This window comes from Sphingobium sp. CECT 9361, from assembly GCF_918741285.1.
In the GTDB taxonomy this organism is placed as follows: domain Bacteria; phylum Pseudomonadota; class Alphaproteobacteria; order Sphingomonadales; family Sphingomonadaceae; genus Sphingobium.
Window position 1 is genome coordinate 193,138 of the sequence record NZ_CAKKNC010000004.1, and the last position, 25,071, is coordinate 218,208.

Annotated in this window: 20 protein-coding genes and 1 tRNA gene; 12 read left to right on the forward strand and 9 right to left on the reverse strand. The window is 62.3% G+C overall.

The genetic code is table 11. From position 1 onward, the window contains the following. Nucleotides 1–4: 4 nt before the first annotated feature. Nucleotides 5–1,726 carry a DUF885 domain-containing protein gene (locus LQ220_RS09025; protein WP_230188022.1) on the reverse strand — a complete coding sequence of 574 codons (1,722 nt, stop codon included), beginning with the start codon at nt 1,724–1,726 and terminating at the stop codon, nt 5–7. A gap of 560 nt (nt 1,727–2,286) precedes the next feature. Between LQ220_RS09025 and LQ220_RS09030 the strand changes: the two genes are divergently transcribed. Both LQ220_RS09030 and LQ220_RS09035 read left to right on the forward strand, forming a co-directional pair. Next, nucleotides 2,287–3,192, forward strand: coding sequence for a winged helix DNA-binding protein (locus tag LQ220_RS09030; protein ID WP_230187954.1), 906 nt, complete (start codon nt 2,287–2,289; stop codon nt 3,190–3,192). A gap of 144 nt (nt 3,193–3,336) precedes the next feature. Next, nucleotides 3,337–3,412: transfer RNA gene (locus LQ220_RS09035), tRNA-Val, on the forward strand. Nucleotides 3,413–3,474: 62 nt separating this feature from the next. Here the strand turns inward: LQ220_RS09035 and LQ220_RS09040 are convergent. Then, nucleotides 3,475–4,485, reverse strand: coding sequence for a glycosyltransferase family 4 protein (locus LQ220_RS09040; RefSeq protein WP_230187955.1), 1,011 nt, complete (start codon nt 4,483–4,485; stop codon nt 3,475–3,477). A 1-nt stretch (nt 4,486) separates the two neighbouring features. Continuing rightward, complete coding sequence (locus LQ220_RS09045) at nt 4,487–6,103, reverse strand: alpha-amylase family glycosyl hydrolase (protein ID WP_230187956.1); 1,617 nt, start codon at nt 6,101–6,103, stop codon at nt 4,487–4,489. Nucleotides 6,104–6,262: 159 nt separating this feature from the next. On the opposite strand from LQ220_RS09045, the gene LQ220_RS09050 reads away from it, so the two are divergent. Beyond that, nucleotides 6,263–7,018: a hypothetical protein gene (locus tag LQ220_RS09050; protein WP_230187957.1), complete on the forward strand. Its 756-nt coding sequence runs from the start codon at nt 6,263–6,265 to the stop codon at nt 7,016–7,018. A gap of 4 nt (nt 7,019–7,022) precedes the next feature. Here the strand turns inward: LQ220_RS09050 and LQ220_RS09055 are convergent, their stop codons facing one another. The 6 genes from LQ220_RS09055 to LQ220_RS09080 form a co-directional block, all read right to left on the reverse strand. Beyond that, nucleotides 7,023–8,540, reverse strand: a complete 1,518-nt coding sequence (locus LQ220_RS09055) for an ABC transporter permease/substrate-binding protein (protein ID WP_230187958.1) — start codon at nt 8,538–8,540, stop codon at nt 7,023–7,025. Then, a complete protein-coding gene (locus tag LQ220_RS09060; protein WP_230187959.1) occupies nt 8,537–9,304 on the reverse strand; it encodes an ATP-binding cassette domain-containing protein in 768 nt (255 codons plus the stop codon). Before LQ220_RS09060 ends, LQ220_RS09055 begins: the two co-directional genes overlap by 4 nt. Nucleotides 9,305–9,342: 38 nt before the next feature. Next, nucleotides 9,343–10,626, reverse strand: coding sequence for a glycoside hydrolase family 130 protein (locus LQ220_RS09065; protein ID WP_230187960.1), 1,284 nt, complete (start codon nt 10,624–10,626; stop codon nt 9,343–9,345). Between the two features lie 16 nt (nt 10,627–10,642). Then, nucleotides 10,643–12,937, reverse strand: coding sequence for a glycosyltransferase family 4 protein (locus tag LQ220_RS09070; protein ID WP_230187961.1), 2,295 nt, complete (start codon nt 12,935–12,937; stop codon nt 10,643–10,645). 160 nt (nt 12,938–13,097) lie between these two features. Continuing rightward, nucleotides 13,098–13,259, reverse strand: a complete 162-nt coding sequence (locus tag LQ220_RS09075) for a hypothetical protein (RefSeq protein ID WP_230187962.1) — start codon at nt 13,257–13,259, stop codon at nt 13,098–13,100. Nucleotides 13,260–13,372: 113 nt separating this feature from the next. After that, nucleotides 13,373–14,101, reverse strand: coding sequence for a hypothetical protein (locus LQ220_RS09080; RefSeq protein ID WP_230187963.1), 729 nt, complete (start codon nt 14,099–14,101; stop codon nt 13,373–13,375). Nucleotides 14,102–14,357: 256 nt separating this feature from the next. Between LQ220_RS09080 and LQ220_RS09085 the strand changes: the two genes are divergently transcribed. The 9 genes from LQ220_RS09085 to LQ220_RS09125 all read left to right on the forward strand — a co-directional run bounded on the left by LQ220_RS09085 (nt 14,358) and on the right by LQ220_RS09125 (nt 24,573). Continuing rightward, complete coding sequence (locus tag LQ220_RS09085; protein WP_230187964.1) at nt 14,358–14,810, forward strand: DUF3576 domain-containing protein; 453 nt, start codon at nt 14,358–14,360, stop codon at nt 14,808–14,810. 48 nt (nt 14,811–14,858) lie between these two features. Next, nucleotides 14,859–17,417: a leucine--tRNA ligase gene (gene leuS, locus LQ220_RS09090; protein ID WP_230187965.1), complete on the forward strand. Its 2,559-nt coding sequence runs from the start codon at nt 14,859–14,861 to the stop codon at nt 17,415–17,417. A 96-nt stretch (nt 17,418–17,513) separates the two neighbouring features. Next, nucleotides 17,514–18,038, forward strand: a complete 525-nt coding sequence (gene lptE / locus LQ220_RS09095; protein WP_230187966.1) for an LPS assembly lipoprotein LptE — start codon at nt 17,514–17,516, stop codon at nt 18,036–18,038. Continuing rightward, nucleotides 18,025–19,056 (forward strand): DNA polymerase III subunit delta, encoded by a 1,032-nt coding sequence (gene holA / locus LQ220_RS09100; RefSeq protein ID WP_230187967.1) that lies wholly within the window; start codon nt 18,025–18,027, stop codon nt 19,054–19,056. Before lptE ends, holA begins: the two co-directional genes overlap by 14 nt. An 85-nt stretch (nt 19,057–19,141) precedes the next feature. Beyond that, nucleotides 19,142–20,194: a type III polyketide synthase gene (locus LQ220_RS09105; RefSeq protein ID WP_230188023.1), complete on the forward strand. Its 1,053-nt coding sequence runs from the start codon at nt 19,142–19,144 to the stop codon at nt 20,192–20,194. Between the two features lie 38 nt (nt 20,195–20,232). Continuing rightward, nucleotides 20,233–20,883 carry a methyltransferase domain-containing protein gene (locus tag LQ220_RS09110; protein ID WP_230188024.1) on the forward strand — a complete coding sequence of 217 codons (651 nt, stop codon included), beginning with the start codon at nt 20,233–20,235 and terminating at the stop codon, nt 20,881–20,883. Further along, entirely contained in the window at nt 20,880–21,971 is a 1,092-nt protein-coding gene (locus tag LQ220_RS09115) for an FAD-dependent monooxygenase (RefSeq protein WP_230187968.1), read from the forward strand. The genes LQ220_RS09110 and LQ220_RS09115 overlap by 4 nt, the downstream gene beginning before the upstream one ends. A 36-nt stretch (nt 21,972–22,007) precedes the next feature. Then, nucleotides 22,008–22,415: a peptide-methionine (R)-S-oxide reductase MsrB gene (msrB, locus tag LQ220_RS09120; RefSeq protein WP_230187969.1), complete on the forward strand. Its 408-nt coding sequence runs from the start codon at nt 22,008–22,010 to the stop codon at nt 22,413–22,415. A gap of 70 nt (nt 22,416–22,485) precedes the next feature. Then, the gene (locus LQ220_RS09125; protein ID WP_230187970.1) at nt 22,486–24,573 is read left to right on the forward strand and encodes a PBP1A family penicillin-binding protein; all 2,088 of its coding nucleotides are present in this window, start codon (nt 22,486–22,488) and stop codon (nt 24,571–24,573) included. The last annotated feature ends 498 nt before the right edge of the window (nt 24,574–25,071 follow it).

Sequence of the window (25,071 nt, forward strand, 5' to 3'; positions counted from 1 at the left end):
GACGCTATTTCGCCTTTTCAGTCGCAATCCACTCGTCAATCTGCGCGTTCAGCACATCCAATGGCACTGCCCCCTGCGCCAGCACGGCATCGTGAAAGCGCGATAGCACGAACTTTGGCCCGAGCGCCTTTTCCGCCTTTTCCCGCAGTTCGCGGATGCGGATCTCGCCGATCTTATAGCCAAGTGCCTGCCCCGGCCAACTGATGTAACGGTTGACCTCCGCGTCGATATTCGCTGCGCTGAGCGCGGTGTTGTCGGTCATGAACGCCACCGCTTTCGCCTTGTCCCAGCCCTTGGCATGCAGGCCAGTATCCACCACCAGACGGCAAGCTCGCCACATTTCGTACGACAAGCGCCCCATCATCTTTTCGGGCGTATCGTACAGCCCCATCTCCTCACCCAGATATTCGGTATACAGCCCCCAGCCCTCCACGAAGGCTGTGAACCCCGCCGCGCTTTTGCGGAACGGTGCAAGATCCAGTTCCTGCTGAAGCGCGATCTGATTATGGTGACCCGGCACGGACTCATGCGCCGTCAGCGCGGGCAATTCCCACAACGGCCGCTGATCAAGTTTCGACGTATTGACATAATAGGTGCCGGCAATCCCGCTCTGCGGCGAACCAGGGTTGTAATACGCGGTCGTCGTGGTCTCCGCGATTTCGGCAGGGATAGCGCGGACCCCATAAGGCAAACGTGGCAGCCGCCCGAAATAGCGCGGCATCAGGCCGTCGATGACCTTCGCCTGCCATGCGGCTGCATTGAGCAATTCCTGCGGCGTTTTGGCATAATATTTCGGATCGGTGCGCAGGCTCGCGATGAAGGCTTCACGGGTCGGGAAGCCTGCAGCCTTTGCCGTTTCGTTCATGCGCGCACGGATACGCGCCACTTCCTTCAGGCCGATCTGGTGAATTTGCTCAGGCGTCAGATCGGTGGTCGTATGCGCCTTCACACGCGCAGCGTACCAGGCCGCTCCGCCCGGAAGAGCCGCTGCACCATCGGCCTTGCGGCATTTGGGAAGATAGCCGGACACAAAATATGCACGGAATTTCTCATATTCGGGCGTCAGTACATCGCGGATTAGCGCCGTTGCGCGGGCCTGCATGGCGGTCCACTCCGCAGCGCTCATGTCGCGTGGGCGGGTACGGCGGAACGGCCCGTAAAAGCGCGTATCCTCCGGCGGTCCGGCAACCGCGCCGCTGATCGTCTTTTCAAAGCCGCCCAGTACCGAGCAGGGCTGAACATAGCCCTTTTGCACTGCCTGCCGCGTGATCGTCAGGGCCTGATCGTTGAACTGCGGATATTGCGCCAGACGAGCCAGATAGCTTTCATAGTCCGCGCGCGTGGCAAAGGGCAGATTGTCGCCCAGCCCGGCAAAGCTTTGATGCCAGCCATAATAGGTCGTGAACAGCATCATGCGTGCGCCGTGCCGATTGTCTTCCACATCCTCCGCCAGCATGAATCGCAACACGCCTTTGTTGGTACGCTCTGACGGTGCCAGGTCGGCATCTGGAATAGCGTTCAACCTGTCGAGCAACACCTGTTCCGCTGCGGCATCACGGTCTCTCGCGGCCAAAGAGATATCCGGCACCTGCGCGTCATAGTCCCGCACTCCCAAAGCCGTCGCATCGAACGGATGAGCAGAAAGCCACCATTTCCAGTGATCGTCGATGACCGACTGCAAGCGCTGCGAAGCCGCTTCGGGTCGCACCTGCCCCTGTTGCGCCAATGCGGACGGTGCGGCGCACAACAGGGAAACTGCCAATATGGACTTGGAAAGAATATGCACCGTCTTGCCCCTCCGCACTGTCGACCGTCGCGATAGTGCCGGGATATCGAATTCAGATGCAAGGCAGAAAATCAGGGCCATCCAGCTCCAGACTAGACACTTAGCGCCAGAACATATAAAGAACATTCATAGAGAATGATCCATTACGGTTGTGGTCGCTCATGGCAGTTCGCCGCTTTTGCGGCGTAGGGAGGCACTCTGTGCGCAACTTTTTGAATTACCTCCAAAACCGAGGAATGCGTGCGGAACTAAAACGGATTCTTCCCTTAGAGTTATAAAGCAGGTGAGCATGGAGGTGGTTTATGGGGCGGCAGATGATGGCATTGCAACGAAATGCATCCGAAACATCGGCAATACATCATCGGGCAGCAACCGTTTCCAGCTTTGCCCCGGATTGGATGCAAGATAAGCGACCATCCCTTCTGATCATCGGGCGCAATGCAGTACAGCCCCGGCTACGTGCCATGGCGGAAGCCGCTGGCGCGCGGTGCATTGGATGCATGACCGAAAAGGAAGCGATCGTGCGGTTGCCGCGCATCGTCGATGTGGATGTAGTGGCCATCGATTGCGCGCATCCCGATGGCGCCTTACCCGGTTTGCTTCCTTCGGTGGTGGCGCTGGTTCGTGACAACCGTGCCGCACTCGTGATCGCGACAAACGCCCATACGCTCGATGCCGCCTTTGCAGACCTCGGATTCTGCACACCGATAGAGGCGGCCGTGCAGTGGATGTTCGATCCGGTCGAAACGGATTGGGAGTCCGCGTTAGGCCAGGCGGTACATCGCACGGGTGTTTCGCCCAGCTTGCAGGATAGCGGGAAGGAACGCGATTACGCGCAACTCCAGAAGCTGAGCGAAGAAGTGGAGCAACTGGCGCGCAGGCTGGACAAGCTCCGCTACAATGGCGGAGACGCTGAAAACGGCGACATGCACGACAGCGCACAAGACGCGCTACCCCATCATCGTTCCGGCAAACCGGTAGCGACCATGCACTCCGGTCGAGAATGGCCCTTGCAATCGGCAGGGCGGAACATGCCGCTGCGCGATCAGGACGATACCCTGACCGCTGCAACCGTCCGCGCACTGTTACGATCGCGGCGTTTGCGCGATGAGTTTTTCGGGGAGGAGCTGTTTGCCGATCCGGCGTGGGATATGATGCTGGACCTGATGGCAGCGCGCCTGTCGGGAGAGCGCGTGTCCGTATCCAGCCTGTGCATTGCCTCCGCCGTTCCGCCAACGACCGCGCTGCGATGGATACGCCACCTGACCGATCGGGGCATCGTCGAACGTCGCCCGGATCCGCATGACGGCCGGCGGGTGTTCATTGCTTTATCAGACCAATCTGCAAGCGCGATACATCGTTGGTATTCCACTACACGCAGCCTGACGCGCGAGGGGTTGGACTAAACACCCAAAGCGCGCCGAGGCTGTTTTCGAAGGGGGATTACGAAATCAGTCGATCATATGTTATCAGGAATGTTCCCGGATAGCGGTCAATGTGGCTTGACCTTTGACCAAAACGACCTAGATGTCCGATCCACCCTGAAAAGGGGGCGATTAGCTCAGTTGGTAGAGCGTCTCGTTTACACCGAGAATGTCGGCGGTTCGAGCCCGTCATCGCCCACCACCTCCCCATATCCCGCCTAATCCCTTAGCAGATACACAGATGCGCCGGGCGTGTGGCTGTGGTCATGCCCCGAGTATGCGCCGGTACAGGTCGATATAGGCGTCCGCCATGCGCTCTATCGAGAAGCGGTCGGCCACGGTTTTGCGGACCTGAGCACGGTCGATCTCATCCAGACGATCGATTGCTCGGAGCGCACCGTGGATGTCATCGACGAGGAAGCCGTTGACACCATGCTCGATCAATTCGGGCATGGAACCCCGGTTCGTCGCGATGACGGGGGTGCCCGATGCCATCGCTTCGATCACGGATAGTCCGAAAGGCTCATCGAAATTGATCAGGTGAAGCAGCGCCTGTGCCGAACCGAGCGCCTCTCTGCGCGCCGCCCCTCCGACCGCGCCATGATAACGGACAATGTCGCCATCGACAGAAGGGACGATCTCCCGTTCATAATAGCCTTCGTCCTGAACGATGCCATAGAGGTCGAGCGATCGGTTGGCCGCCTGGGCGACCACTATGGCTTCCTTGGCCCCCTTGTCAGGATGAATGCGCCCGAAAAACAGAAGGCCGTCTCCGCCGTCAGGATTGAAGGTGAAATCGTCGATCGGGATGCCGTGGTGGATCGTGGCGGCGTAGCGCAAGTCCGGGTGACGGTCCGCATCGCTGATCGCGACATAGTGAACGCGATGCTGAAAAGGCGCATACATCGGCAGGATGCGGTCCGACGAAAAGCCATGAATGGTTGTGACGATGGGCGTATCGACAAGTCCGGAAAAAGCATGGGCGGGGAAATCGGCCTGATTGTGGATGAGGTCGAACTTACCGGCCTGCTCGAACAGATGCGCGAGATGGCGAAATTCCCAGACCTTGGCATCGATCGCCGGATCTTCGGAATAGGGGGCGGGGACCACGCCATCCAGCTTTGCGGAAGTGATGCTGTCCTGAGTCGCGAACAAGGTGACATCTACGTCACGCGCAACGAGTGCCTCGGTCAGAAGGCTCGTCACCAGTTCCCAGGGACCATAATGGCGCGGGGGTGTTCGCCAGGCGATGGGCGCAAGCATTGCGATCTTCATGTCAGTTATCCCGTTCGAGGCGCAGGACCAGCCCTTCATCCCCGTGGAGCGTCCCGTCCATCGGGTGGGAGGGTAATGTGGAAGCCAGCACCTCCGCGATGCGGACGCCGACGGGCAACAGCAGTTGTCGGGGTTCGGCACAAAGGTTGAGGGCGATCAACAGGCGGTCATCGTCATGCCAGCGCTCATAGGCCAGCACGTCGCTATCACCAACTGCGATCGCTATGCCGCCGATTGCCAGCGCTTGCGCGACCCGGCGCAGGGCTATCAAGGCGCGGTAGAGCGCCAGCATTGAATCCGGGTCGGCCAATTGCGCGTCCACATTGCGCACCGGCCAGTCGGCGTTGAGCGGCAACCAGGGCTTGCCGGCCGTGAAGCCTGCGTTGGCGGACGCGTCCCACGGCATCGGCGTGCGCGACCTATCGCGCCCGATATCGAGCGTGGGCTGTCGCCAATGCTGGGGATCGCGGATGCGGTCCGGGGGGATATCGACGGGACCGATGCCGATCTCATCGCCCTGATAGAGCGTCGGCGTGCCCCGCAATGTGAGGAGAAGCATGGCCGCGACGCGCGCCTGCGCCTCGCCGATCCGCGCGGCAATGCGGGGCGCGTCGTGGCTGCCGATCACCCAGTTGGGCCAGCCGAAGGGCGGCAACGACGCCTCATAGTCGGCAATGATGCGGGTCAGCGTCGCGGCGTTCCAGTCATTCTCGATCAACTGAAAGTTGAAAGGCAGATGCACCTGCGGACGATCCGGCGTACCGTACCAGCGGGCATGGCGGTCGTTGGGGAGGAAAATCTCGCCGATCAGGACACGCTCGCCATAGCTGTCGGCAAGCGCGCGCATGTCGGCTGAAATGGCGTGGGCTTCGGGCTGGTCCGTGGAATGACGCTGGATCAGCTTGTCACGTTCGGTCTGGGCAGACGTCCAATGGAGGTTCGGGGGATTGTCGGGCAGTCCCTCAGCCTTGACGATGTGCCAGAGCACGTCGATGCGAAAGCCATCGACGCCGCGATCCATCCAGAACCGGAGGACGTCCATCATGGCTGCCCGCAGCGCCGGGTTGCGCCAGTTGAGGTCCGGTTGCTCCTTCAGGAAGGCGTGGAGATAATATTGGCCGGTTTGGGCATCCCATTCCCAAGCCGATCCGCCAAAATCGCTGATCCAGTTGTTCGGCGGTCCACCGCCCGGCGCAGGATCGCGCCAGATGTACCAGTCGCGCTTGGGATCGTCCCGCGATGATCGGCTTGCAAGGAACCAGGGATGCTGGTCGGAGCTATGGTTCGGCACAAAGTCGAGAATGAGTTTCAACCCGCGCGCATGGGCTGCGGCCAGCAGGCTGTCGAACGCGGCAAGGTCACCGAACATCGGGTCGATGCCGCAATAGTCGGCCACATCATATCCGAAATCCGCCATGGGTGAGGGAAAGACGGGCGATAGCCAGATGGCGTCCACGCCCAACGCCGCGATGTAATCGAGGCGCGCCAAAACACCCGCAAGGTCGCCGATGCCATCCCCGTCGCTGTCCTGAAACGAGCGCGGATAGACCTGATAGATTACGCCGCTTTCCCACCATGGATGGTGCGCGACCGCACCTGATAAGGTGGGTGATGACATGAGCGGGTCCGATCTGTGACAGATAGTTGCTCGCTCAACGATCGGCAGGCGCGGTCGTTGCAACGGGAAGTCAAAGCGTACAGCTAGATACGATTTGATACACTTAATCCGTTGCCACTGGATTGCCGCGCGCCTTTGCGGCGGCTAGGCAGTCGCGCAATGCCCCCCGCATCGACTTCTTATACCACCCCCGCAACGCGACGCCGGATCACGGCCCTCGCGCTGACGCTGCTGGTGCATCTCCTGCTGCTGTTCCTGCTGCTCAATCTGGGGCCAGCGTCGATCCGGAAAAAGCTGGAGGATCGGATGCCGGTCACGTTCACGTTGATGCCGGAGCCGGAGGCGGGGCCGAAGACCGCACCCAATCCGGTAAAGTCGAAGAATAAGAGCAGTGAGGACGCGCCGCCGGTGCCCGCCACCGTCCGGCCCCCCGCTGCGGTGGTGGAAAAGACGCCGCCGACGCCGGACCTGCCCTTCATCAAGATGAGCCGACAGGATTACGCAGCGGCCGACATCGGCAACAAGCCATCGACACAGGGCGGCGGGGCTTCCGCCGGAGCGGGCAGCGGCAAGACCAGCAGCTCGACTTATGGTCCCGGTGAAGGTCCCGGCGGCGAACCGCTGTTCGAAGCCGACTGGTACAGACGGCCCACTAATGCGGAATTGGCGACCTATCTGCCATCCAACGCGCCGCGCACGGGTTGGGGGCTGGTGGCGTGCAAGACGGTGGAGAATTTCCATGTCGAAAACTGCCAGTCGCTGGGGGAATCGCCGCTCGGTTCCGGCTTTGCGCGGGCGGTGCGGCAGGCGGCGTGGCAATTTCTCGTTCGTCCGCCGCGTATCGGGGGCAAGTCACAGGTCGGGGCGTGGGTGCGTATCCGGATCGACTATACTGAAAGCGGTGCCGCGCCCTGAGCCTTTATTTCCGGCGGATCGCGGCGTCGAGTTTCTGCGCGCCCTGTTGCGGGGTCAACTTGTCCGAGTCGCGGTCCACGGTATAGTTGGCGTTCTGCATCTTCTCGACCGGGATACTGTCGATGAGCGGTCGGAGAGCCTTGGCGAAGGTGTCATCCTTGGCGCGGCGCGGAGATAGCAGGAGCAGCGCGTCATAGCGGGCGATGGCGCCTTTGGGATCCCTGAGCACTGCCAGCTTGTCAGCAGCTATGCGACCGTCTGAGGAAAAGGCCGATATGACATCGACGGTGCCGCTCTGCAGGGCGCGATACATGAAGGTCGGGCTGAAGGCGCGCGATTGGGCGAACGCCATCGGGTAAGCCGCCTTGACCGATTTCCATTCGGGCCGCTCCAGAAATTCCAGGTCGGAGCCGAGGCGAAGCTGCGGGGAGGCTTGGGCCAAGTCGGCCAGCGTTGCGATCCGGCGCGCCTTCGCATCGGTACTGCGCATGGCGAAGACATAGGCATTTTCGAAACCCAACGATCCGAGGACATGCGCGCCACTGGTCCGTTGCATCCATGTGTCGATGGCCGGGATCATTTTGGCGGGTGGGAGGATGTCGGTTCGCTTCATTTCATTGGCCCAGAGCGTTCCGGCATAATCGACATAGACGTCGATATCGCCGCTCGCCAGCGACCGGTAGATGACCGCGGAGCCAAGCCCTTCGCGATAGCGCACGGTGTAGCCCGCTGCCTCCAGCCGCGATCCGATCAAGCGCGCAAGGATATACTGCTCGGAGAAGTTCTTGGCGCCGATGGTCACGACTTGTCGGGGGGCGGCGTGCAGGAGGGGCAGGCAGGATAAGCCGACACCTGAAAACACAATTGCGAGGGCCAGCCAGCTCTGGCGAGGCTTGCGCTGGCGGATGCCGCGTTCGGCCCAGGCGAGTAGCATATCGGTGACGAGCGCCAGTCCGGCGGCGGCGGCGCAGCCTTTCAGCACCAGCGCCCAGTTCTGCGTCTGCAACCCTGCGAAGATCGGATCGCCGAGGCTGGGTTGGCCGACGGTGGTGGACAGTGTCGCCGCGCCGATGGTCCAGACGGCCGCTGTCCTGATCCCCGCCATCAGCACTGGTGCGACCAGTGGCAGTTCGACCAAGCGCAGCTTTTGCCCCGCCGACATGCCGACGCCATCGGCAGCCTCCAGCACGGCGGGATCGAGGTTCGCCAGCCCCGTCACACCGTTCCGCAGGATCGGGAGGACAGCGTAGAGGGCGAGGGCCAGCAGGGCGGGCAGAAAGCCGAGCGCCGGGATACCGCCGCCGACCCATCCCGACAGCCAGAGCAGGATCGGATAAAACAACGCCAGCAGCGCCAGCGCGGGGATGGTCTGCACCAGACTGGCAGCACCCAGAGCGATTTGCGCGACGCGGGCGTTGCGCGACGCCCAGAGGGTGAGCGGCAAGGCGATCAGCAGGCCGAGCAGCAAGGCGGCGGCGGCGAGTTGCACATGCGCTGCCAAAGGCGCGAGCAGATCGGTCATGCGCCCAGCGCCGCCAGTCGCCGGGCATGATCGCGCGGCACGGCCAATAGCGCGTCGGCGGCGGCTCCGCCCCTCCCGGCCAGCAGGTCGGCGGGTGTGCCATCGGCGACGATCCGGCCCGCCTCCATCACCATGATGCGGTCGGCGAGCAGCAGCGCTTCGGCCATGTCATGCGTCACCATGACGGTGGTGAGGCGCAGCCGGTCGTGCAGGGCGCGGACCTGCTTGCCCAAGGCGTCACGGGTCACTGGATCGAGGGCGCCGAAGGGTTCGTCCATCAACAGGACATGCGGTTCGGTCGCCAGAGCGCGGGCCACGCCGACGCGCTGCCGCTGTCCGCCCGAAAGCTGATCGGGCATCCGCGATCCGATGTCTTCGGGCAAGTCGACGAGGGTCAGCAGTTCAATAAGTCGACACGCGAAAAACGATTCACCGGCGATCCGCAAGCCGATGCCGATGTTCTGGGCGACCGTCATATGCGGAAAAAGACCAATATTTTGAAATACATAGCCTATTTTTCGGCGCAGTTCGACAGCGGAACCTTCCAACACGGATCGGCCGTCCAACTGAACGACGCCGCTGTCTGGTTGGACCAGCCGGTTGATCGACCGCAGCAAGGTGGACTTGCCCGAACCCGATGCGCCGACCAAGGCAACGAAGCTGCCGCCGTCGATTGTGACGCGCACATCGTCCAGCGCCAGAACATCGCCGAAGCGCAATGTCACATCGGTGAGATGGATCGACGGACCGGCTTCCCTGCCCACTTGGCTATCGCGGAAGGAGGACCGGCACGATCCTCCCCCTAATCCATCAGCGCCAGAAGTTCCGGCACCGGCACGAACGCGAACGCCACCGAGCTGTCCGCGACGCCATAGGGCATGAAGATATTGCCGCCATGCTTCATCGCGCCGCAGGTGTAGACGACGTTGGGCACGTAGCCTTCGCGTTCGCCTTCCCCTGCACCCAATATCGGCGCCCGTGTGCGGCGCAGGACGATGGAGGGGTCTTCCTTGTCCAGCAGCACGGCGCCGATGGCATATTCGCGCATCGCGCCGACGCCATGCGTCAACAGCAGCCAGCCTTCGTCCAGTTCGATAGGCGCGCCGCAATTGCCGATCTGCACCAGTTCCCAGGGATAGAGGGGGGTGAGTATCTTTTCGCCTTCGTCCCAGTGGGTCAGCGTATCGGACTTGATGAGATAGAGATTCTCCCCATCCTGTCGTCCGATCATCATATATTTCCCGCCGACCTTACGCGGGAAAAGCGCCATGCCCTTGTTGCGCGCGGCGCTGCCGGTGAGCGGGACCATGTCGAAGCGCCGGAAGTCGCGGGTGCGCAGCATTTCGGACTGGATCACATGGCCGTTATACGCGGTATAGGTGCCCAGCCATTCGACCATGCCGTCGTCATGATGGAACTGCACCAGGCGGAGATCCTCCAAACCGTTGGCCTGCGCAGCGGTGATCGGGAACAGCACCGTGCCGGATACCGTACTGTCGGGATGGCGGAATACGGACACCACCCCTTCCTGCTTCACATCCTCGGCACCATAAGCGTCGGCGGCGGTGGCGAAAGGCGGTTGATGCGCGAGTTGCAGTTCGCCATCGGTGGTAATGACGCCCTCCCGGAACGCCACGGAACTGATGTGCCCTTCGCCTACGGCGCGCAGCGATAATATGATGCGGCAGCTTCCCTTGGCCATGCCGCTCTGATCGTAGTGCAACACCACGCTGGGGTTCATCAATGCGGCAGCGGCGTAGCTATATTCGTGGCAGAAATAAGCCCCGATCAGCAATCGCCGTTCTTCGGACAAGGCGCTGTCGTCCAGATCGAGTTGCGCGCGAATTTCTTCGTAGCGGGTCCGAAACACCCGGCGCGTCTGCCAATGCCGCGCTTCGAAATCGCGCAGAACGTGCGCCAGTTGCTCGGTAACGGTTTCTTCGCTGAAACCGATGACTTCGGTCGCTATGCGCTGGGAACGGCTAGGCCCACCCTTGGTGCTTTGCCAACCCAGATGAAACGGCCGCACAACAACACGGGTGGCGTCCGCATAAAGACGCAGCGGCAAAGTATGACATTCGAGCAAAAGAGATCATCCATTGTCAGGCGGGGATGATCTCATCCCCAAAGGCCGCCCCTATTGCCATGTTTGCCTGTCGTTGGGAAATCCTGTTCATCGCGCAGGAGGACAATTGCAGCGCAAGCAGCGATTCCGCGCCCTGGTTCCGGTTGACGCCCGTGGGGGTCAAGCCGTCATAGCAACCGCCGTCGCTGCGTGTAGCCAAGGGTAAGGACAGGTCGTTGTCGCCCAGATACCAGCGATAGGCCATCTGCGCATATTCCAGCCAGCGGCTATCGGGATCGATAGCGAACGCAGCGTCTGCCGCGTCGATCATCGCCTGCGCCTCCAGCGGTTGCTGGTCGAAGGGCAAGGGCGGCGCATAGGGCGTGCCGAAGCTTTCCGAACCGACAGCACGGAAGTGACCCGCCGGTGCCGTTTGCTGCTTCGTGATCCAATCCAGCGTGTCGAGACCGCACTGAATGAAAGCCGCGTTGTCCAACATGGCACCCGCACGGAGCAAGGCCTCGGGCAAGCGGGGATTGTCATACGCAAGGACTGTTTCGAACCATACCCAGGCAGGGCGACGCGCTTCGGCAATCAGCAAGAGCAAATGGTTGCCGAAATCTTCCAGCGCGCCCTTCGCTTCGACATGATCGGCTTCGACTTCCAGCATGGCACTGGCACCGAGCATCACGAAGGCCTGCGCGCGCGGCGACGTGACGCTGCGCATGGGGACAATCGCAGTGTTGAACAGATGCCGCGCCCATTCGCGATGCTTGGGGAGCGGGGCATCGCGGGCAGTGACGCCCAGCGCCCACATTGCCCGTCCACTGCTGTCTTCCGAGCCTTCGTCTTCGCACCAGCTCCGGTCGAAGGCCATGAAGTTGCGGAAACGGCCCTTATCGGGATTCCAGGCATGCTGCACGAAGGCTGCGTAGGTGCTGATCCAGCGGTCGCGCAGTTCCTCGTCCATCGCAGGCACTTGGGTCATCAACAACAGCGCGCGGGCATTATCGTCGATGCAATAGCCGTGGCGACGGTCGGGCACCGAGAGGATGCCGTGCTGGAAAATGCCGGTGCTGTCGCTCATGCGCAGGACCGCCGAAAGATCGGGTTCCAATATCACTTGCTTGCGCCGCATAGGCAGCTTGGCGGGTGCCGTGGCGTCCGACCCGACCAGCAGATCGCCGACGCGACGGGCCAGTTCGCGCCACAACATGTTGCGTCCCCGCGCATAGGCCCGCTGACCATAAGCTTCGCGAGCCGCGTCGTCGGTGAGCAGGCCAATGATCGCCTCCGCCATCGCGGCGCTGTCGCGGAACGGCACGAGGATACCATGATCCGCATCGAGTATCTCGGTGGCGTGGACATAGGGGGTCGAAACGACCGCTTTGCCCATGCTTACTGCATAGCTCAACGTGCCAGATGTGACCTGCGCAGGGTTAGTGTAAGGCGTCACATAGACGTCGGCAGCCTGCAACTGATCGAGAAGCTCTTCTTGCTCCTGATAAGCATCCACCCATTGCACATGGTCCGCCACGCCGAGGCTGTGTGTCAGCGCAATAAGGTCTTCGCGCAGCTTTTCGCCCTGTTCCCGAATGAGGTTGGGGTGAGTCGCGCCGACGACCACATACAGTGCCCCGGGGCATTGCGCGACAATGGCGGGCATCGCCTCGATCATGTGCTGAATGCCTTTGTCGGGCGCGAGCAGGCCGAAAGTCAGGATGACCTGACGACCGGCCCAGCCGAACTGCGGCTTCATGCTGTCTGCATCGACGCGCGGGCGATCCGGCACACCATGCGGGATCACACTGATGCGATGATCGGCGACGCCATAAACGCGCTGCAACAGCGTCCGGCCCAGTTCCGACATCACGACGATGTCACGCGAGCGCGCCAGCAACTGATCCATGACGCGCCGCTCATCAGCGTTCGGATTTTTAAGGATCGTGTGAAAAGTCGTGACGAGCGGCAACCGCGTGCGCGCCAATAGATGCAGGATCAGCTCTCCCGCCGATCCGCCGAAAATACCAAATTCATGCTGGAGCCAGATCGCCTCCGCGCCGCTTTCCTCGATATGCAGGGCGGCGCGGGCGTAGGACCGGGAATCCTTGTCATCGATGAGGTAGATGTCATCGGGATATTCGACCTCTGCCCGGCCGTCATCCATGGCGTAATGATCTATCTTGATATCCGGAAACTGCCCGAACAAGGCATCGCGACAATGATTCGTGAAGGTGGCCATTCCACAACGGCGCGGCATCGCATTACCAATAAGCGCCACATGCGTCGGCGTCGCGCGCGCGAAACGCGCGTCGAATGACATCTCGTTCATCGGCCGTCCTCAAAAAAGGGGGTGCAGAGCTGTCGAAAGCCGCATCTGCACAATGTCACAACGACCGTATGGAAGCAAAGTTTCATGTTGCATCGCAACAAAGAAATTATTTAATGTTCTGCGCCTACTAAAGGCATTTTAAGACCGAATATCGTGCGAATTATATCGCAGACATTATGTTCTGGCCCGCCATTTTCCGTTCATAGGCGCGTTGAAGCGAACGATGGACGAGCGCGACGCAGATATCGGCGGCGGTTTCCGCGCGCTTCTGCTCTTCGATCGCGCGACGTTGATAATATTGAAGATCGGCATCACTGGCCACGACGTGTCTCCTATCAGGATTCGCCGAGGAATATATCACGCAAAAACAAGGCCAGCTTTGACCTGTATCAAGGCGGCTATTAAATTTTCGATGGTAGAATTAGGTCGGACAGATCAGAATTTGAAGATCGTGCCGAGATACAAGGCCTGCGCATCCTGACGGTCGTCCGTGACCGGTGCCAAGCGATTTGCGCGCCCGTTATACCGAACGCCCGCGGTCACATTCACGTTGCGCGACAGGGAGTAGGAGCTGCCGACATCGACGGAGTAGTTCTTTTCCGCGCCCAGCGTCACAGCCGTCGTGCCGACTTCGTTCTTGTCGTCGATCAATACATTGGTGCTGAACCGCTGCTTCTTCTTACCCTGATCGAGCGAGAAGTTGCGCGCTGCAGACGGCGTTTCCATCGGAATGGGATCGAGCGCCTTGCGACCGACCGAGTCGGGCAACGCAAACTTGCGCCAGCCGCGCGACACGTTCAGATTGAACGCAACAGGTGTAATGCCAACCGACGGCAAGGTACGGTCGGTCCGTACCGGCAGATCGTCATCAGCGCGCACCAATACGGTGATGGAGCGGCGACCGCTCATCGAACCGCTGGACGGCGTGAAACGGAAGCTCTTGCCGCTGCCGTTCATCACGGCGCTGGCATAAGCGGCTGACAAGCGCGGGTCTTTGGTGGCGGGGGTAAAGGAACCGATGCTACCCAGGCTGCCCAGGGACACAGGGTTAAGGTTGCGCGCAGCGATCAGATCGGATGCCGCGCCCATCGCAGGGGACAGGGCAATGGTGACGCCAGCGACCGCTGCGCCCATCCAACCCAGATATCCACCCTTGCTCACCATGACCCTAAACGACTCTTCCGCCCCGAGAAATTCTTGAATACCGACATAACACTTCAGAAACGGAAATGGCTAGGGTCGGGAGTCGTTTTATACCCTGCTGTTGCACAGTTCACACAGATTCCCGTTTCTTAGAGCCACCGCAGCAATCGAACCGCCCTATTCCTTTGGCGGTCGACACACAAACGGAGGCTTGCTCCACGCCCTATCTTCCCTATAGATGCCGCGAATGCTCCAGAATTTATACAGGACAAGGCTTATGCGCCCTCTTTCGGCCCGCTTGCGTGCAACGGCTATTGTGTTGATGGCGGCGCTGCCGCTGGCCGCCTGTGGCGGTGGATCGAAGGATCGCCCGAAGGCCGATCTGGCCGCCGCCAAGATCACCACCATTGGCGTCAACAGCTATTTGTGGCGTGCGAGCCTGGAAACGCTGTCGTTCATGCCGCTGGTGCAGACCGATTCGAATGGCGGCGTGATCGTGACCGACTGGTACGCTAACCCCAATTCGCCGAGCGAACGCATGAAGCTGACCGTCACGATTCTGGATCAGGATCTGCGCGCCGATGCCCTGCGCGTCGCGGGTAGCCGTCAGGTCAATCAGGGCGGACAATGGGTCGATGCGCCGTTGCAGGCTGCCACGGTCCAGAAGCTGGAGGAAATCATCCTCACCAAGGCCCGCGATCTTCGCCGCATGGCGATCACCAGCCAATAACCCCCATCCGACGGACGCGCCAAAGGCCGCCCGCCGCAGGAGCTGACAATGCAAAGACGCTTCAACCCGCTTGAGGCGGATGCCCGCTGGCAGGCCGTCTGGGACGAACGGCAGAGTTTCCGCGCGGACGACACGTCCACAAAGCCGCGCAGCTATGTGCTGGAGATGTTCCCCTATCCCTCCGGCCGTATCCATATCGGCCATGTGCGCAATTATTCGATGGGCGACGTGCTGGCGCGTTTCCGCCGGATGACGGGGCATGAAGTGCTGCACCCTATGGGCTGGGACGCTTTCGGTATGCCCGCCGAAAACGCCGCGATGGAAAAGAAGGTGCATCCGGGTGACTGGACGCGGTCCAATATCGCCGCGATGCGCGCACAGTTGAAGAAGCTGGGCTTTGCGCTCGACTGGAGCCGTGAACTGGCGACATGCGAACCCGATTATTACGGGCATGAGCAAGCGCTGTTCCTCGACCTCTATGCAGCCGGTCTGGTCTATCGCAAGGAAAGCGCCGTAAACTGGGATCCGGTCGACATGACCGTGCTGGCGAACGAGCAGGTGATCGACGGCAAGGGCTGGCGATCCGGCGCACCGGTCGAGAAGCGGAAGCTCAGCCAATGGTTCCTGAAGATCACCGACTTTGCCGATGAACTGCTCGATGGTTTGGGGACGCTGGACCAGTGGCCCGACAAGGTGCGGTTGATGCAGGAAAACTGGATCGGCAAGTCGGTCGGCCTGCAATTCAGCTTCGCGCTCGACAAAGCCGTGGCGGGGATCGAGCGGCTGGAGGTGTTCTCCACCCGGCCCGACACGATCTTCGGCGCGAGCTTTGCCGCGATTGCCGCCGATCATCCGATCGCGCTGGCGCTGGCGAAAGACGACGCGAATCTGGCCGCGTTCGCCGATCAGTGCCGCAAGTCCGGCACGGCGGCGGCGGATATCGAGACGCAGGAGAAGCTGGGCTTCGACACCGGAATTTCGGTGGTGCATCCGCTCGACCCGGCGATCACGTTGCCGCTGTTCGTCGCGAATTTCGTGCTGATGGATTATGGCACGGGCGCAGTGATGGGCGTGCCGGCGCATGACCAGCGCGATCTGGATTTCGCGCGGAAATATATGCTGCCGGTTCCGCGCGTTGTCGGTGACGCGAACGAACCTATTCACGACGAAGCCTATACGGGTCCGGGCGCGCTGGTGAACAGCCGCTTCCTGGACGGCATGGGGATCGAGGACGCCAAGGCGGCTGTCATCGCCCGCGCCGAAGACGGCGGCTGGGGCAAAGGCACGACCGTCTGGCGGCTGCGCGACTGGGGCGTGTCGCGCCAGCGTTACTGGGGAACGCCGATCCCGATCATCCATTGCGAGGATTGCGGACCGGTTGGCGTGCCCAAGGATCAGTTGCCGATCGTCCTGCCCGAAGACATCACCTTCGACATTCCCGGCAATCCGCTGGACCGGCATCCGACGTGGAAGCATGTCGATTGTCCCAAATGCGGCAAGCCCGCGCGGCGCGAAACTGACACGCTCGACACTTTTGTCGATTCAAGCTGGTACTTCATTCGCTTTGCCAGCCAGCCCAAGGACAAGCCGTTCGACAAGGCGGAGGCCGAACGTTGGCTGCCCGTCGGCCAGTATATCGGCGGCGTGGAACATGCGATTTTGCATCTGCTCTATGCGCGATTCTGGACGCGGGCGCTCAAGCATATTGGTGCGCTGGACATTGCCGAGCCGTTCACTGGCCTGTTTACGCAGGGGATGGTGACGCATGAGACGTACGAGAAGAATGAATTTGTCTTCCAAGGCATCCAAAAAGCAGATGAACCTGTTCAGATTAAAACGATCTACCTTTCGCCATCTGAAGTAGAAAAGCGTTCAGAGGGCGTTTTTGAAATTGCCACTGGTCAACAAGTGACTCAGGGCCGCGTCATCAAGATGTCGAAGTCGAAGAAGAATGTCGTCGATCCCGATGACATCATCGAGCAATATGGCGCGGATGCCGTGCGCTGGTTCATGCTGTCCGACAGTCCGCCGGAGCGCGATTTGCCGTGGACGGACAGCGGGATCGAAGGATCGTGGCGCTTCGTCAATCGCCTGTGGCGTTTGTTCGGGCAGATCGATGCCGCTGCCGAAGGGCAAGACAAGGCACTGGATCGCAAGCTGCACCAGAGCATCGACGGCGTGGCGCGCGATATCGAGGCACTGTCGTTCAACAAGGCGGTGGCCAAGATCTATGAACTGACCAACGCCGTCGAAAAGGCTGCGCCATCGGCATCGCGTTCGACCGCGATCCGCACGCTGGCACTGCTCGTCGCGCCGATGACGCCGCATCTGGCGGAGGAAGCGTGGGCGGACATGAACGGCGAAGGCCTGATTGCGGACGCCGCATGGCCTGCCGTCGATCCCGCCCTGCTGGTCGAGGATGAAGTGACCATCGCCTGTCAGGTTATGGGCAAGCTGCGCGACACGATCACGGTCGCGAAGGGTACGCCCAAGGACGAGTTGGAGCGGCTGGCCATGGCTGCGCCCAATGTGATCCGCACGCTGGACGGGGCGACGCCGAAGAAAGTGATTGTGGTGCCGGATCGTTTGGTCAATCTGGTTATCTGATTTCCGTTCGGGCTGAGCCTGTCGAAGCCCCGCACTTTCGACCAAAGAAAGAACTGCCCTTCGACAAGCTCAGGGCGAACGGCTAGAGAGTTTGTGATGAAGCGCATAGTTCTCCTTCTCGCCGCAACGGCCCTGCTCTCCGCCTGCGGGCTGCGCCCGCTCTATAGCGGGGGCAGCACGGGTCCGGTGGCGCAGGCGCTGGCCAATGTCGAAGTCGCGCCGATCGAAGGCAAGGCAGGATGGCTGGTGCGCAATGCGTTGCAGGATCGCCTGATCCACGGCGGGAGCGGTCCGCATTATCGCCTGGTGGTGAAGCTGGACGACAGCATCGAAGGCTTTGGCGTGCGCGCCGATGACGCGATCACTCGCGAACGGCGGACGTTGCGCGCGCGCTATCAACTGGTCGATGAAGCGACGGGTACGCAGATGGTCGATGCCTCCGCCGGATCGGATGCAGGCATCGATGTGACATCCAGCGAATATGCCACCATCGCGGCGGAAGACACCGCGCTGGAACGCCTGTCGCAGACCATCGCCGATCAGATCATTTCGCGGCTGGCCCTGTTCGCGGTGGAAAACCAGAAGGCGATCCAAGCCGCTTCGGCCCGTGAAGGCCAATAAGGGGCAGATCGAGCGGGCGCTGGATGCGCCGCCCGCCGATATCCGCCTCTTCTTTCTCTACGGTCCCGACGAGTCGGGGAGCATTGCGCTGGCCAAGCGGCTGGAACGCGCCATGGGTCCGGGGGCCGAGCGTATCGATCTGGACGGTGCGACGCTGAAAGCCGATCCGGCACGACTGGCCGATGAAGCTGCGTCCATGTCCATGTTCGGTGACAAGCAATGGGTGCGCGTGACGCCGCTGGGCGACGAAGCGCTGCCCGCCATCGAAGCATTGTTGCAGGCGCCGCATACCGGCAATCCCGTGGTCGCGATTGCCGGGGCGCTCAAGAACACGTCGAAGCTGGTCAAGCTGGCGCTCGATAACAAGGCGGTGATGGCGTGCATCAGCTATGTGCCGGAAGGGCGCGATGCCGACCAGATTGCCATCGGCATCGCCCGCGATCTGGGCTTGCGACTGCCGCAAGACCTGGCGCGGCGGATAAGCGACCTGACCGGGGGCGACCGCGCGCTGATGGCAGGCGAGATCGAGAAGCTGGCGCTGTTTCTGGATGCTGCGCCCGACCATCCCGTCGAAGCGACCGCCGAAGCGTTGAACGCGCTTTCCGCCGAATCGGTCGAAGAGGACATCGGACCGCTGGTGAATGCCGTGCTGGGCGGTGACCTCAAGGCCATGCATAGCGAACTGGCGAGCTTGCGCGTGATCGGCACGAATATGGGCAGCATATTGCGTCCGTTGCAGAACCGGGCGATCCTGCTGGCGGTGATCCGTTCGGAATTCGACGCATCGGGGCGGCTGGACGCGGCGGTCGAAAGCGCGGGCAAATCCGTGTTCTGGAAAGACAAGGCCACGATCACGCGGCAGGTAAAGCTGTGGGATGCCAATGGTATAGCGCGCGTCATCCAGCGGCTGGGCGCGGCCGAACGCGCCAGCCGGTCCAGCCGCAACGCTGGCGACATCATGGTCACGCACGAATTGCTGACCATCGCGCGGCAGGCGGCCCGAGAACGCGCAGGCTGAAGCGGAACCCCCGCCTCAACTGATCCGTTGGAGCGCCGAACATTGTGGCGTAGTGTCGCCGATAAATCACCCCAAGGTGTCGCCCATTTCCGTGACTGCTCATATCAATGCCATCGGCACCGCCGTTCCCGATCAGGATATTCATCAGGCCTTTATCGGCTGGGCGCGGGCGCAATTGCGCGATCCGCGACAGGCCAAGCTGTTCGACCGGATGGCGCAGCGCAGCTGCATCACACATCGCTGGTCGGTCTTGCCGCAGGTGACCGGGTCGCCGGTCGATCCGGAAGGCTTCTATGCCGATAGCTGGCCGACCACGGCGCAGCGTATGGCGATTTACGGTCGCGCCGCGCCCGATCTGGCGGCGCAGGCGGTGGATGCGCTGGCGGCGAAGGTGTCGCTGGACGGCATCACGCATCTGGTGCTGGCAAGTTGCACGGGCTTCACCGCGCCCGGTGTCGATCAGATATTGGCGCAGCGCCTTGATCTTTCGCCTTCGGTCGAGCGGCTGCTGGTGGGCTATATGGGGTGCTATGCAGCGGTGGCGGCGTTGCGGTCTGCGCGGCATATCGTGCGGTCGCAGGCCGATGCGCGGGTGCTGGTGGTGTGCGTGGAACTGAGCACATTGCATTTGCAGGCGGACAGCGAACTGGAGCCGCTGCTTGCCATGCTGCAATTCGGGGATGGCGCTGCGGCGGCGCTGGTCACGTCTGATCCGAGCGGGCTTGCCATCGGGCAGCCTTTTTCCACCAACCTGCCGGCGAGCGGCGATCTGATCCGCTGGGATCTGGGCGATCATGGATTTGCCATGCATCTGTCGGGTGAAGTCCCCGGCGCCATCGGTGCGGCACTGGCCGACCCGGCGATGCTGCCGGTTGCGCCCGAAACGGTCGATAGCTGGGCGGTGCATGCGGGCGGGCGTTCGATATTGGATGCCGTTACCCATGCGCTGCATCTGTCCCACGATGCGCTGGACGACAGCCGTGCGGTGCTGGACGCCAATGGCAATATGTCCTCGGCGACATTGATGTTCGTGCTTGCCCGCATTCTCGACGGACCGCCGCCGACGCAGGGGCTGGCGCTCGCTTTCGGGCCAGGGCTGGCTGCCGAGGGGTTCCCCTTTACCGGCGTACAGCCGTGACACGCGACCTGTCCGTCCGCGCCCAGGAAGAGGAGCAGATGGACGCCGAGACGCTGTCGCCTGCGGTCTATGCGCAGGTGCTGGCGGGATTGGCGCGGGTGAATGTGGCGACGATGGCGGCGCGGCCTACGCTGGCGTTTCTCGACCGGGCGGGGCGCAAGCCGTTTCGGTTGCTGGATGTCGGCTATGGCGATGGCGGCATGTTGCGCACGATCTGGCATTGGGCGCGCAAGCATGGAATCGAATGCGAACTGGTCGGCATCGACCTCAACCCGCGTAGCGAAGCAGTGGCGCAGGTGCGGCATCCGGCGGGTGCGCGAATCGCATATCGCACGGGCGACTATGCGGCGCTGGCGGACGAGCCGTGGGATTTCATCGTCTCCAGCCTAGTCACGCATCATATGAGCGACGCGCAGCGCGTCGATTTCCTGACATTCATGGAGCGGGTTGCACGGCGCGGGTGGTTCGTGAACGACCTGCACCGGCATGGCTTTGCCTATCATGGCTATCCCCTGCTGGCGCGATTGCTGGGCGTGCATCGGATCGTGCGCGAGGATGGGCAATTGTCGATCGCGCGGAGTTTTCGCCCTGCCGAATGGGAGGCGATGCTGGCGACGGCGGGGCTTGGCGACGTGGCGCAGGTCAAGCGGGTCTTTCCCTTCCGGCTGTGCGTAGAGCGGCACAAGTGAGTCGGCCACCAGTAACCGTCGCACCAGTGATCGTCGGCGGCGGTCCTGCTGGGGCGGCGGCAGGGATCGCGCTGTTGCAAGCCGGGGTGCGGGCCGTGCTGCTCGAACGGCTCGATGTGCCCGGAGACACGATCTGCGGCGGGTTTCTAAGCTGGCGGACGGTGGAGCGGATTGCGGCGCTGGGGATCGATCCGGATAGTCTGGGCGGTCATCGCGTGAGCGACGTCGCGCTGTATGTCGGGGGCAAGGAGCAGGGTGCGACCCTGCCCGCCCCGGCGCTGGGCGTGTCGCGGCAGCGGCTCGATAGCATCCTGCTGGATGCGGCGCAGGGGCGCGGGGTCGATGTGCGGCGCGGGCAGACAGTGCGTGCGCTGGGCGATGCCGATCTGACATTGGCGGATGGAAATATCGTGCCGTGGGACAGCCTGTTCCTTGCGACCGGCAAGTCCGACCTGCGCGGGGTATCGCGCCCTCGTGGTGGGACGGGGGGTGACCCGGAACTGGGGTTGCGCCTGCGTCTTGCGCCTTCGCCTGCTTTGACGCGGATGGTCGGCGGGCGGATCGAGCTGCATCTGTTCGACCGGGGCTATATCGGCCTCGTCATGCAGGAGGATGGCAGCGTCAATGCGTGCATGGCGGTGCGAAAGAGTCGGCTGGCCGATGCGGGCGGGACGCCTGCGCGCCTGTTTGCTCGGCTGGCGGACGAAATGCCTGCGCTGGCGGATCGCCTGGCCGATATGCCCGCCGATCCGCAGATCGATGCCATCGGCAACGTCCCCTATGGCTGGCGCGCGACCGATACACGGACAGGCCTGTTCCGGCTGGGCGATCAGGCGGCGGTGATTCCCTCGGTCGCGGGGGAAGGCGTCGGCATTGCGCTGGCGAGTGCGCAGAGTGCCGTTGCCCACTGGCTCTCGGACGGAGCCAAGGGTGCGCATCCGCATCAGCGCGCTTTTGCTCGCCATGTCGCGCGGCCCGTGGCGCTGGCGGGTCTGGTCAAAGGGCTGGGCAGCCGCCCTGCCCTCGCCCGCGCGCTGCTGGCCTTGCCGGGTGCGGCGCAGATCGTCGCGCGGCTGACGCGGGTGTGACTTGATCCGGTCACGTATGTCTCCCATATTCCACCCATGGAAAAACTGCATCTCACCGACGCCGAATGGCGCCAGCGCCTCTCCCCCGAACGCTATCATGTGCTGCGCGAAGGCGGCACCGAGCGGGCGTTTACCGGGCCGCTCAACGCCAACAAGGTCGATGGCGTCTATTATTGCGCCGGGTGCGGCACCGAATTGTTCGATGCAGGCGAAAAATATGACAGCGGGTCAGGCTGGCCCAGCTTTACCGCGCCGGTCGATGCCGACGCGGTCGAGGAAATGGTCGACACCAGCCACGGTATGCGCCGTGTCGAAATACGCTGCGCGAAATGCGACGGGCATCTGGGGCATGTATTTCCCGACGGTCCCGGCGTCACCGGCATGCGCTATTGCATGAACAGTGCGTCGCTGGATTTCAAACCGCGCGATGAAACGTCAGAATAACTGCGTTCAGCCCTCATAAACGTGCCAACCGCTTGTAGGACACGCAGTTAATGCGTATCCGGCGAAGAACATGGCACGAGCGGGCAAGAGCACAGCATCCTCCGGCGGGACGTCCGCAAACGTGAAGCGATGGCTCATTCGTGGGCTGAAGGTCGGCGCGCTCGCGTCGGTCGCGGGGCTGATCGCCTTGGTGATCGCGGTCATCGTGGCGATGCAGTCGCTGCCCAATTACGAAGCGCTCAAATCCTCGCCCAATGGCCAGATGATCCGCGTCCATGCCGCCGATGGCAGCGTGATCGTGTCGCTGGGGCCGAGTTTCGGGCGCTGGCTGTCGTTCGATCAGATACCGGCGGTGATGACCGATGCGATGGTCTCGGTCGAGGACAAGCGGTTTTATAGCCATCCGGGCGTCGACCCCATCGGGCTGGCGCGCGCGGCGTGGTTTGCGGTGGAGAATCGCGGCACGAAGCGGCGCTTGCAGGGCGCGTCCACGATCACGCAGCAGGTGACGCGCAACATCTTCCTCAACAACAGCTACACCTGGGGCCGGAAGGTCCGCGAGATGATCCTGGCGATGGCGCTGGAGCGCAAATTCTCCAAGCGGCAGATATTGGAGCTGTATCTCAACAAAGTGTATTTCGGCGGCGGAGCCTATGGCGTGGATGCCGCCAGCCGCAAATTCTTCGGCCATCCCGGCACCGAGCTGTCGCTGCCCGAAGCGGCAATCATCGCGGGGCTGGTGAAAGCGCCGTCGAGCTATTCCCCCACCGCCGACGCGGAAGCCGCCATCGGGCGCGCGGGCGTGGTGCTGGACGTGATGCGGGAGAATGGCGCAATTACCGCCGTGCAGCGCGCCGACGCGAACCTTGCGGGCGTAAAGCTTGCGCCGGAAGCGCCGCAGAACAGTGTGCGTTACTTCACCGACTGGGCGCTGCCGCAGCTCGATACGCTGATCGACGAGCCTGCCGAGCCGCTGGAAGTGTGGACGACCATCGACCTCAATATGCAGCGCGCCGCGACAGCCGCGATCAAGGACAACACCCCGGCAGGAACGCAAGGCGCTCTGGTGTCGGTGGACCGCGACGGCGCGGTCCGCGCGATGGTGGGGGGCAATGATTATGTCACCTCCAACTATAATCGCGCGACGCAGGCGGTGCGCCAGCCGGGTTCCGCGTTCAAGCTGTTCGTCTATATGGCGGCGCTGGAGGCAGGCTATACCCCCGACACCGCGGTCAAGGACGAGCCGGTGGACATCGACGGATGGCAGCCGCGCAACAGCTCCGGCCGTTATTCGGGCGACATGGATATCCGCACTGCCTTTGCCTATTCGATCAATACTGTCGCGGCGAAGCTGGGCATGGAAGTGGGCTTTGCGACGATTGCCGACATGGCCCGCCGCTTTGGCATATCGACGCCAGTGAACACGCATCCCTCCATGGTGCTGGGCACGTCCGACGTGCGCCTGATCGACATGACGCGGGCCTTTGCCTCTGTCGCGCGCAAGGGCGTGGCGGTGACGCCCTATGGCATTACCAAGGTGACGACCGCTGACGGGCGTATGCTCTATGAGCATGAGGACGACACCAGCCGCGTATTGGTCGCGCCGTGGGTGGCCGCCGGGATCACCGACCTGTTGCAGACCGCCGTCAACACCGGCACCGGCAAGGCCGCGCAGATCGGTCGCCCGGTCGCGGGGAAGACCGGCACAACGAACAGCAACAAGGATGGCTGGTTCATGGGCTTTTCCAGCGGCATCACCACCGGCGTGTGGATGGGCCGCGACAATGCCCGCGCGGTCGGCGGATTGCAGGGCGGGCGCGCGCCTGCGCAAGCCTTTGCCCAATATATGAAGGTCGCGGTCGCCAAGCGCCCGGTCGAACAGTTCGAGACCGAAGTGACCTTGCCCGAATGGCAGTTGGAGCCGGACGAGGAATCCTATTTCGGGGAGCCGGACAACGGCATGTATGTCGACGAAAACGGCATGCCCGTGGAACGCGGCCGCACCGAAGCGCCCGTCGATCCCGAACCGCCCGTGGATGATAGCACGCAGGACGTAGTCGCGCCGCAGAAGATGGACCAGAACTGGATCGACAATGTGCTGGGCCGGGAACGTCCGGCGCGGGAACGCCCGAGGAATGGGCAGCCTCCGCCAAATTGAGGGGGCCGTTTGGTCCTTGTTGGCGCGGAAAGCCTCAAAAGCCCCACTACGTCACCACCCATTGGGCATTTCCCCGGGTGATTTGCGGTGCGCGTTACGCTGTATTGCGGAGCAAGAAATATGCCTTCCCGTTCTCCTGCGAACGCAGGTGTCCAAGGTGTCTGGCACCAGCATCGCGAAGCGCCCTGGGTTCCTGCCTTCGCAGGAACACCGATGTCGGCAATAGTCATGACCCCCGTCCCTTCCCTCATCGACACACATTCAGGCCAGCCGAACGCGCCCCGCCCGAAGCGGATATAGGTGCAGCATTGGGGTGCTGCAGTCCCGGTTGCGCCACACCGAATGTCGCCAAAATGCACAGGTGAAATCGTACGGCTGTTCGGCTGTCCGCCCTTAATCCCGCGTAGCGCGAAACGGGGCGGAGGGGATGTTGCCTTATATTTCGTGCAGGGCGTCAGGCTGGGCGCGTGCGGGGGTTTAGCGGTGGGGTGTAGGACA

Bases quoted from the DNA above. Each gene is read 5' to 3' on its own strand.
- LQ220_RS09085 (WP_230187964.1), top strand. From the start codon at position 14,358: ATGCGCCCTCTTTCGGCCCGCTTGCGTGCAACGGCTATTGTGTTGATG.
- lptE (WP_230187966.1), top strand. From the start codon at position 17,514: ATGAAGCGCATAGTTCTCCTTCTCGCCGCAACGGCCCTGCTCTCCGCC.
- LQ220_RS09070 (WP_230187961.1), bottom strand. From the start codon at position 12,937: ATGAACGAGATGTCATTCGACGCGCGTTTCGCGCGCGCGACGCCGACG.
- leuS (WP_230187965.1), top strand. From the start codon at position 14,859: ATGCAAAGACGCTTCAACCCGCTTGAGGCGGATGCCCGCTGGCAGGCC.
- msrB (WP_230187969.1), top strand. From the start codon at position 22,008: ATGGAAAAACTGCATCTCACCGACGCCGAATGGCGCCAGCGCCTCTCC.
- LQ220_RS09030 (WP_230187954.1), top strand. From the start codon at position 2,287: ATGACCGAAAAGGAAGCGATCGTGCGGTTGCCGCGCATCGTCGATGTG.
- LQ220_RS09050 (WP_230187957.1), top strand. From the start codon at position 6,263: ATGCCCCCCGCATCGACTTCTTATACCACCCCCGCAACGCGACGCCGG.
- LQ220_RS09040 (WP_230187955.1), bottom strand. From the start codon at position 4,485: ATGAAGATCGCAATGCTTGCGCCCATCGCCTGGCGAACACCCCCGCGC.
- LQ220_RS09125 (WP_230187970.1), top strand. From the start codon at position 22,486: ATGGCACGAGCGGGCAAGAGCACAGCATCCTCCGGCGGGACGTCCGCA.
- LQ220_RS09080 (WP_230187963.1), bottom strand. From the start codon at position 14,101: ATGGTGAGCAAGGGTGGATATCTGGGTTGGATGGGCGCAGCGGTCGCT.
- LQ220_RS09055 (WP_230187958.1), bottom strand. From the start codon at position 8,540: ATGACCGATCTGCTCGCGCCTTTGGCAGCGCATGTGCAACTCGCCGCC.
- LQ220_RS09110 (WP_230188024.1), top strand. From the start codon at position 20,233: ATGGACGCCGAGACGCTGTCGCCTGCGGTCTATGCGCAGGTGCTGGCG.
- LQ220_RS09045 (WP_230187956.1), bottom strand. From the start codon at position 6,103: ATGTCATCACCCACCTTATCAGGTGCGGTCGCGCACCATCCATGGTGG.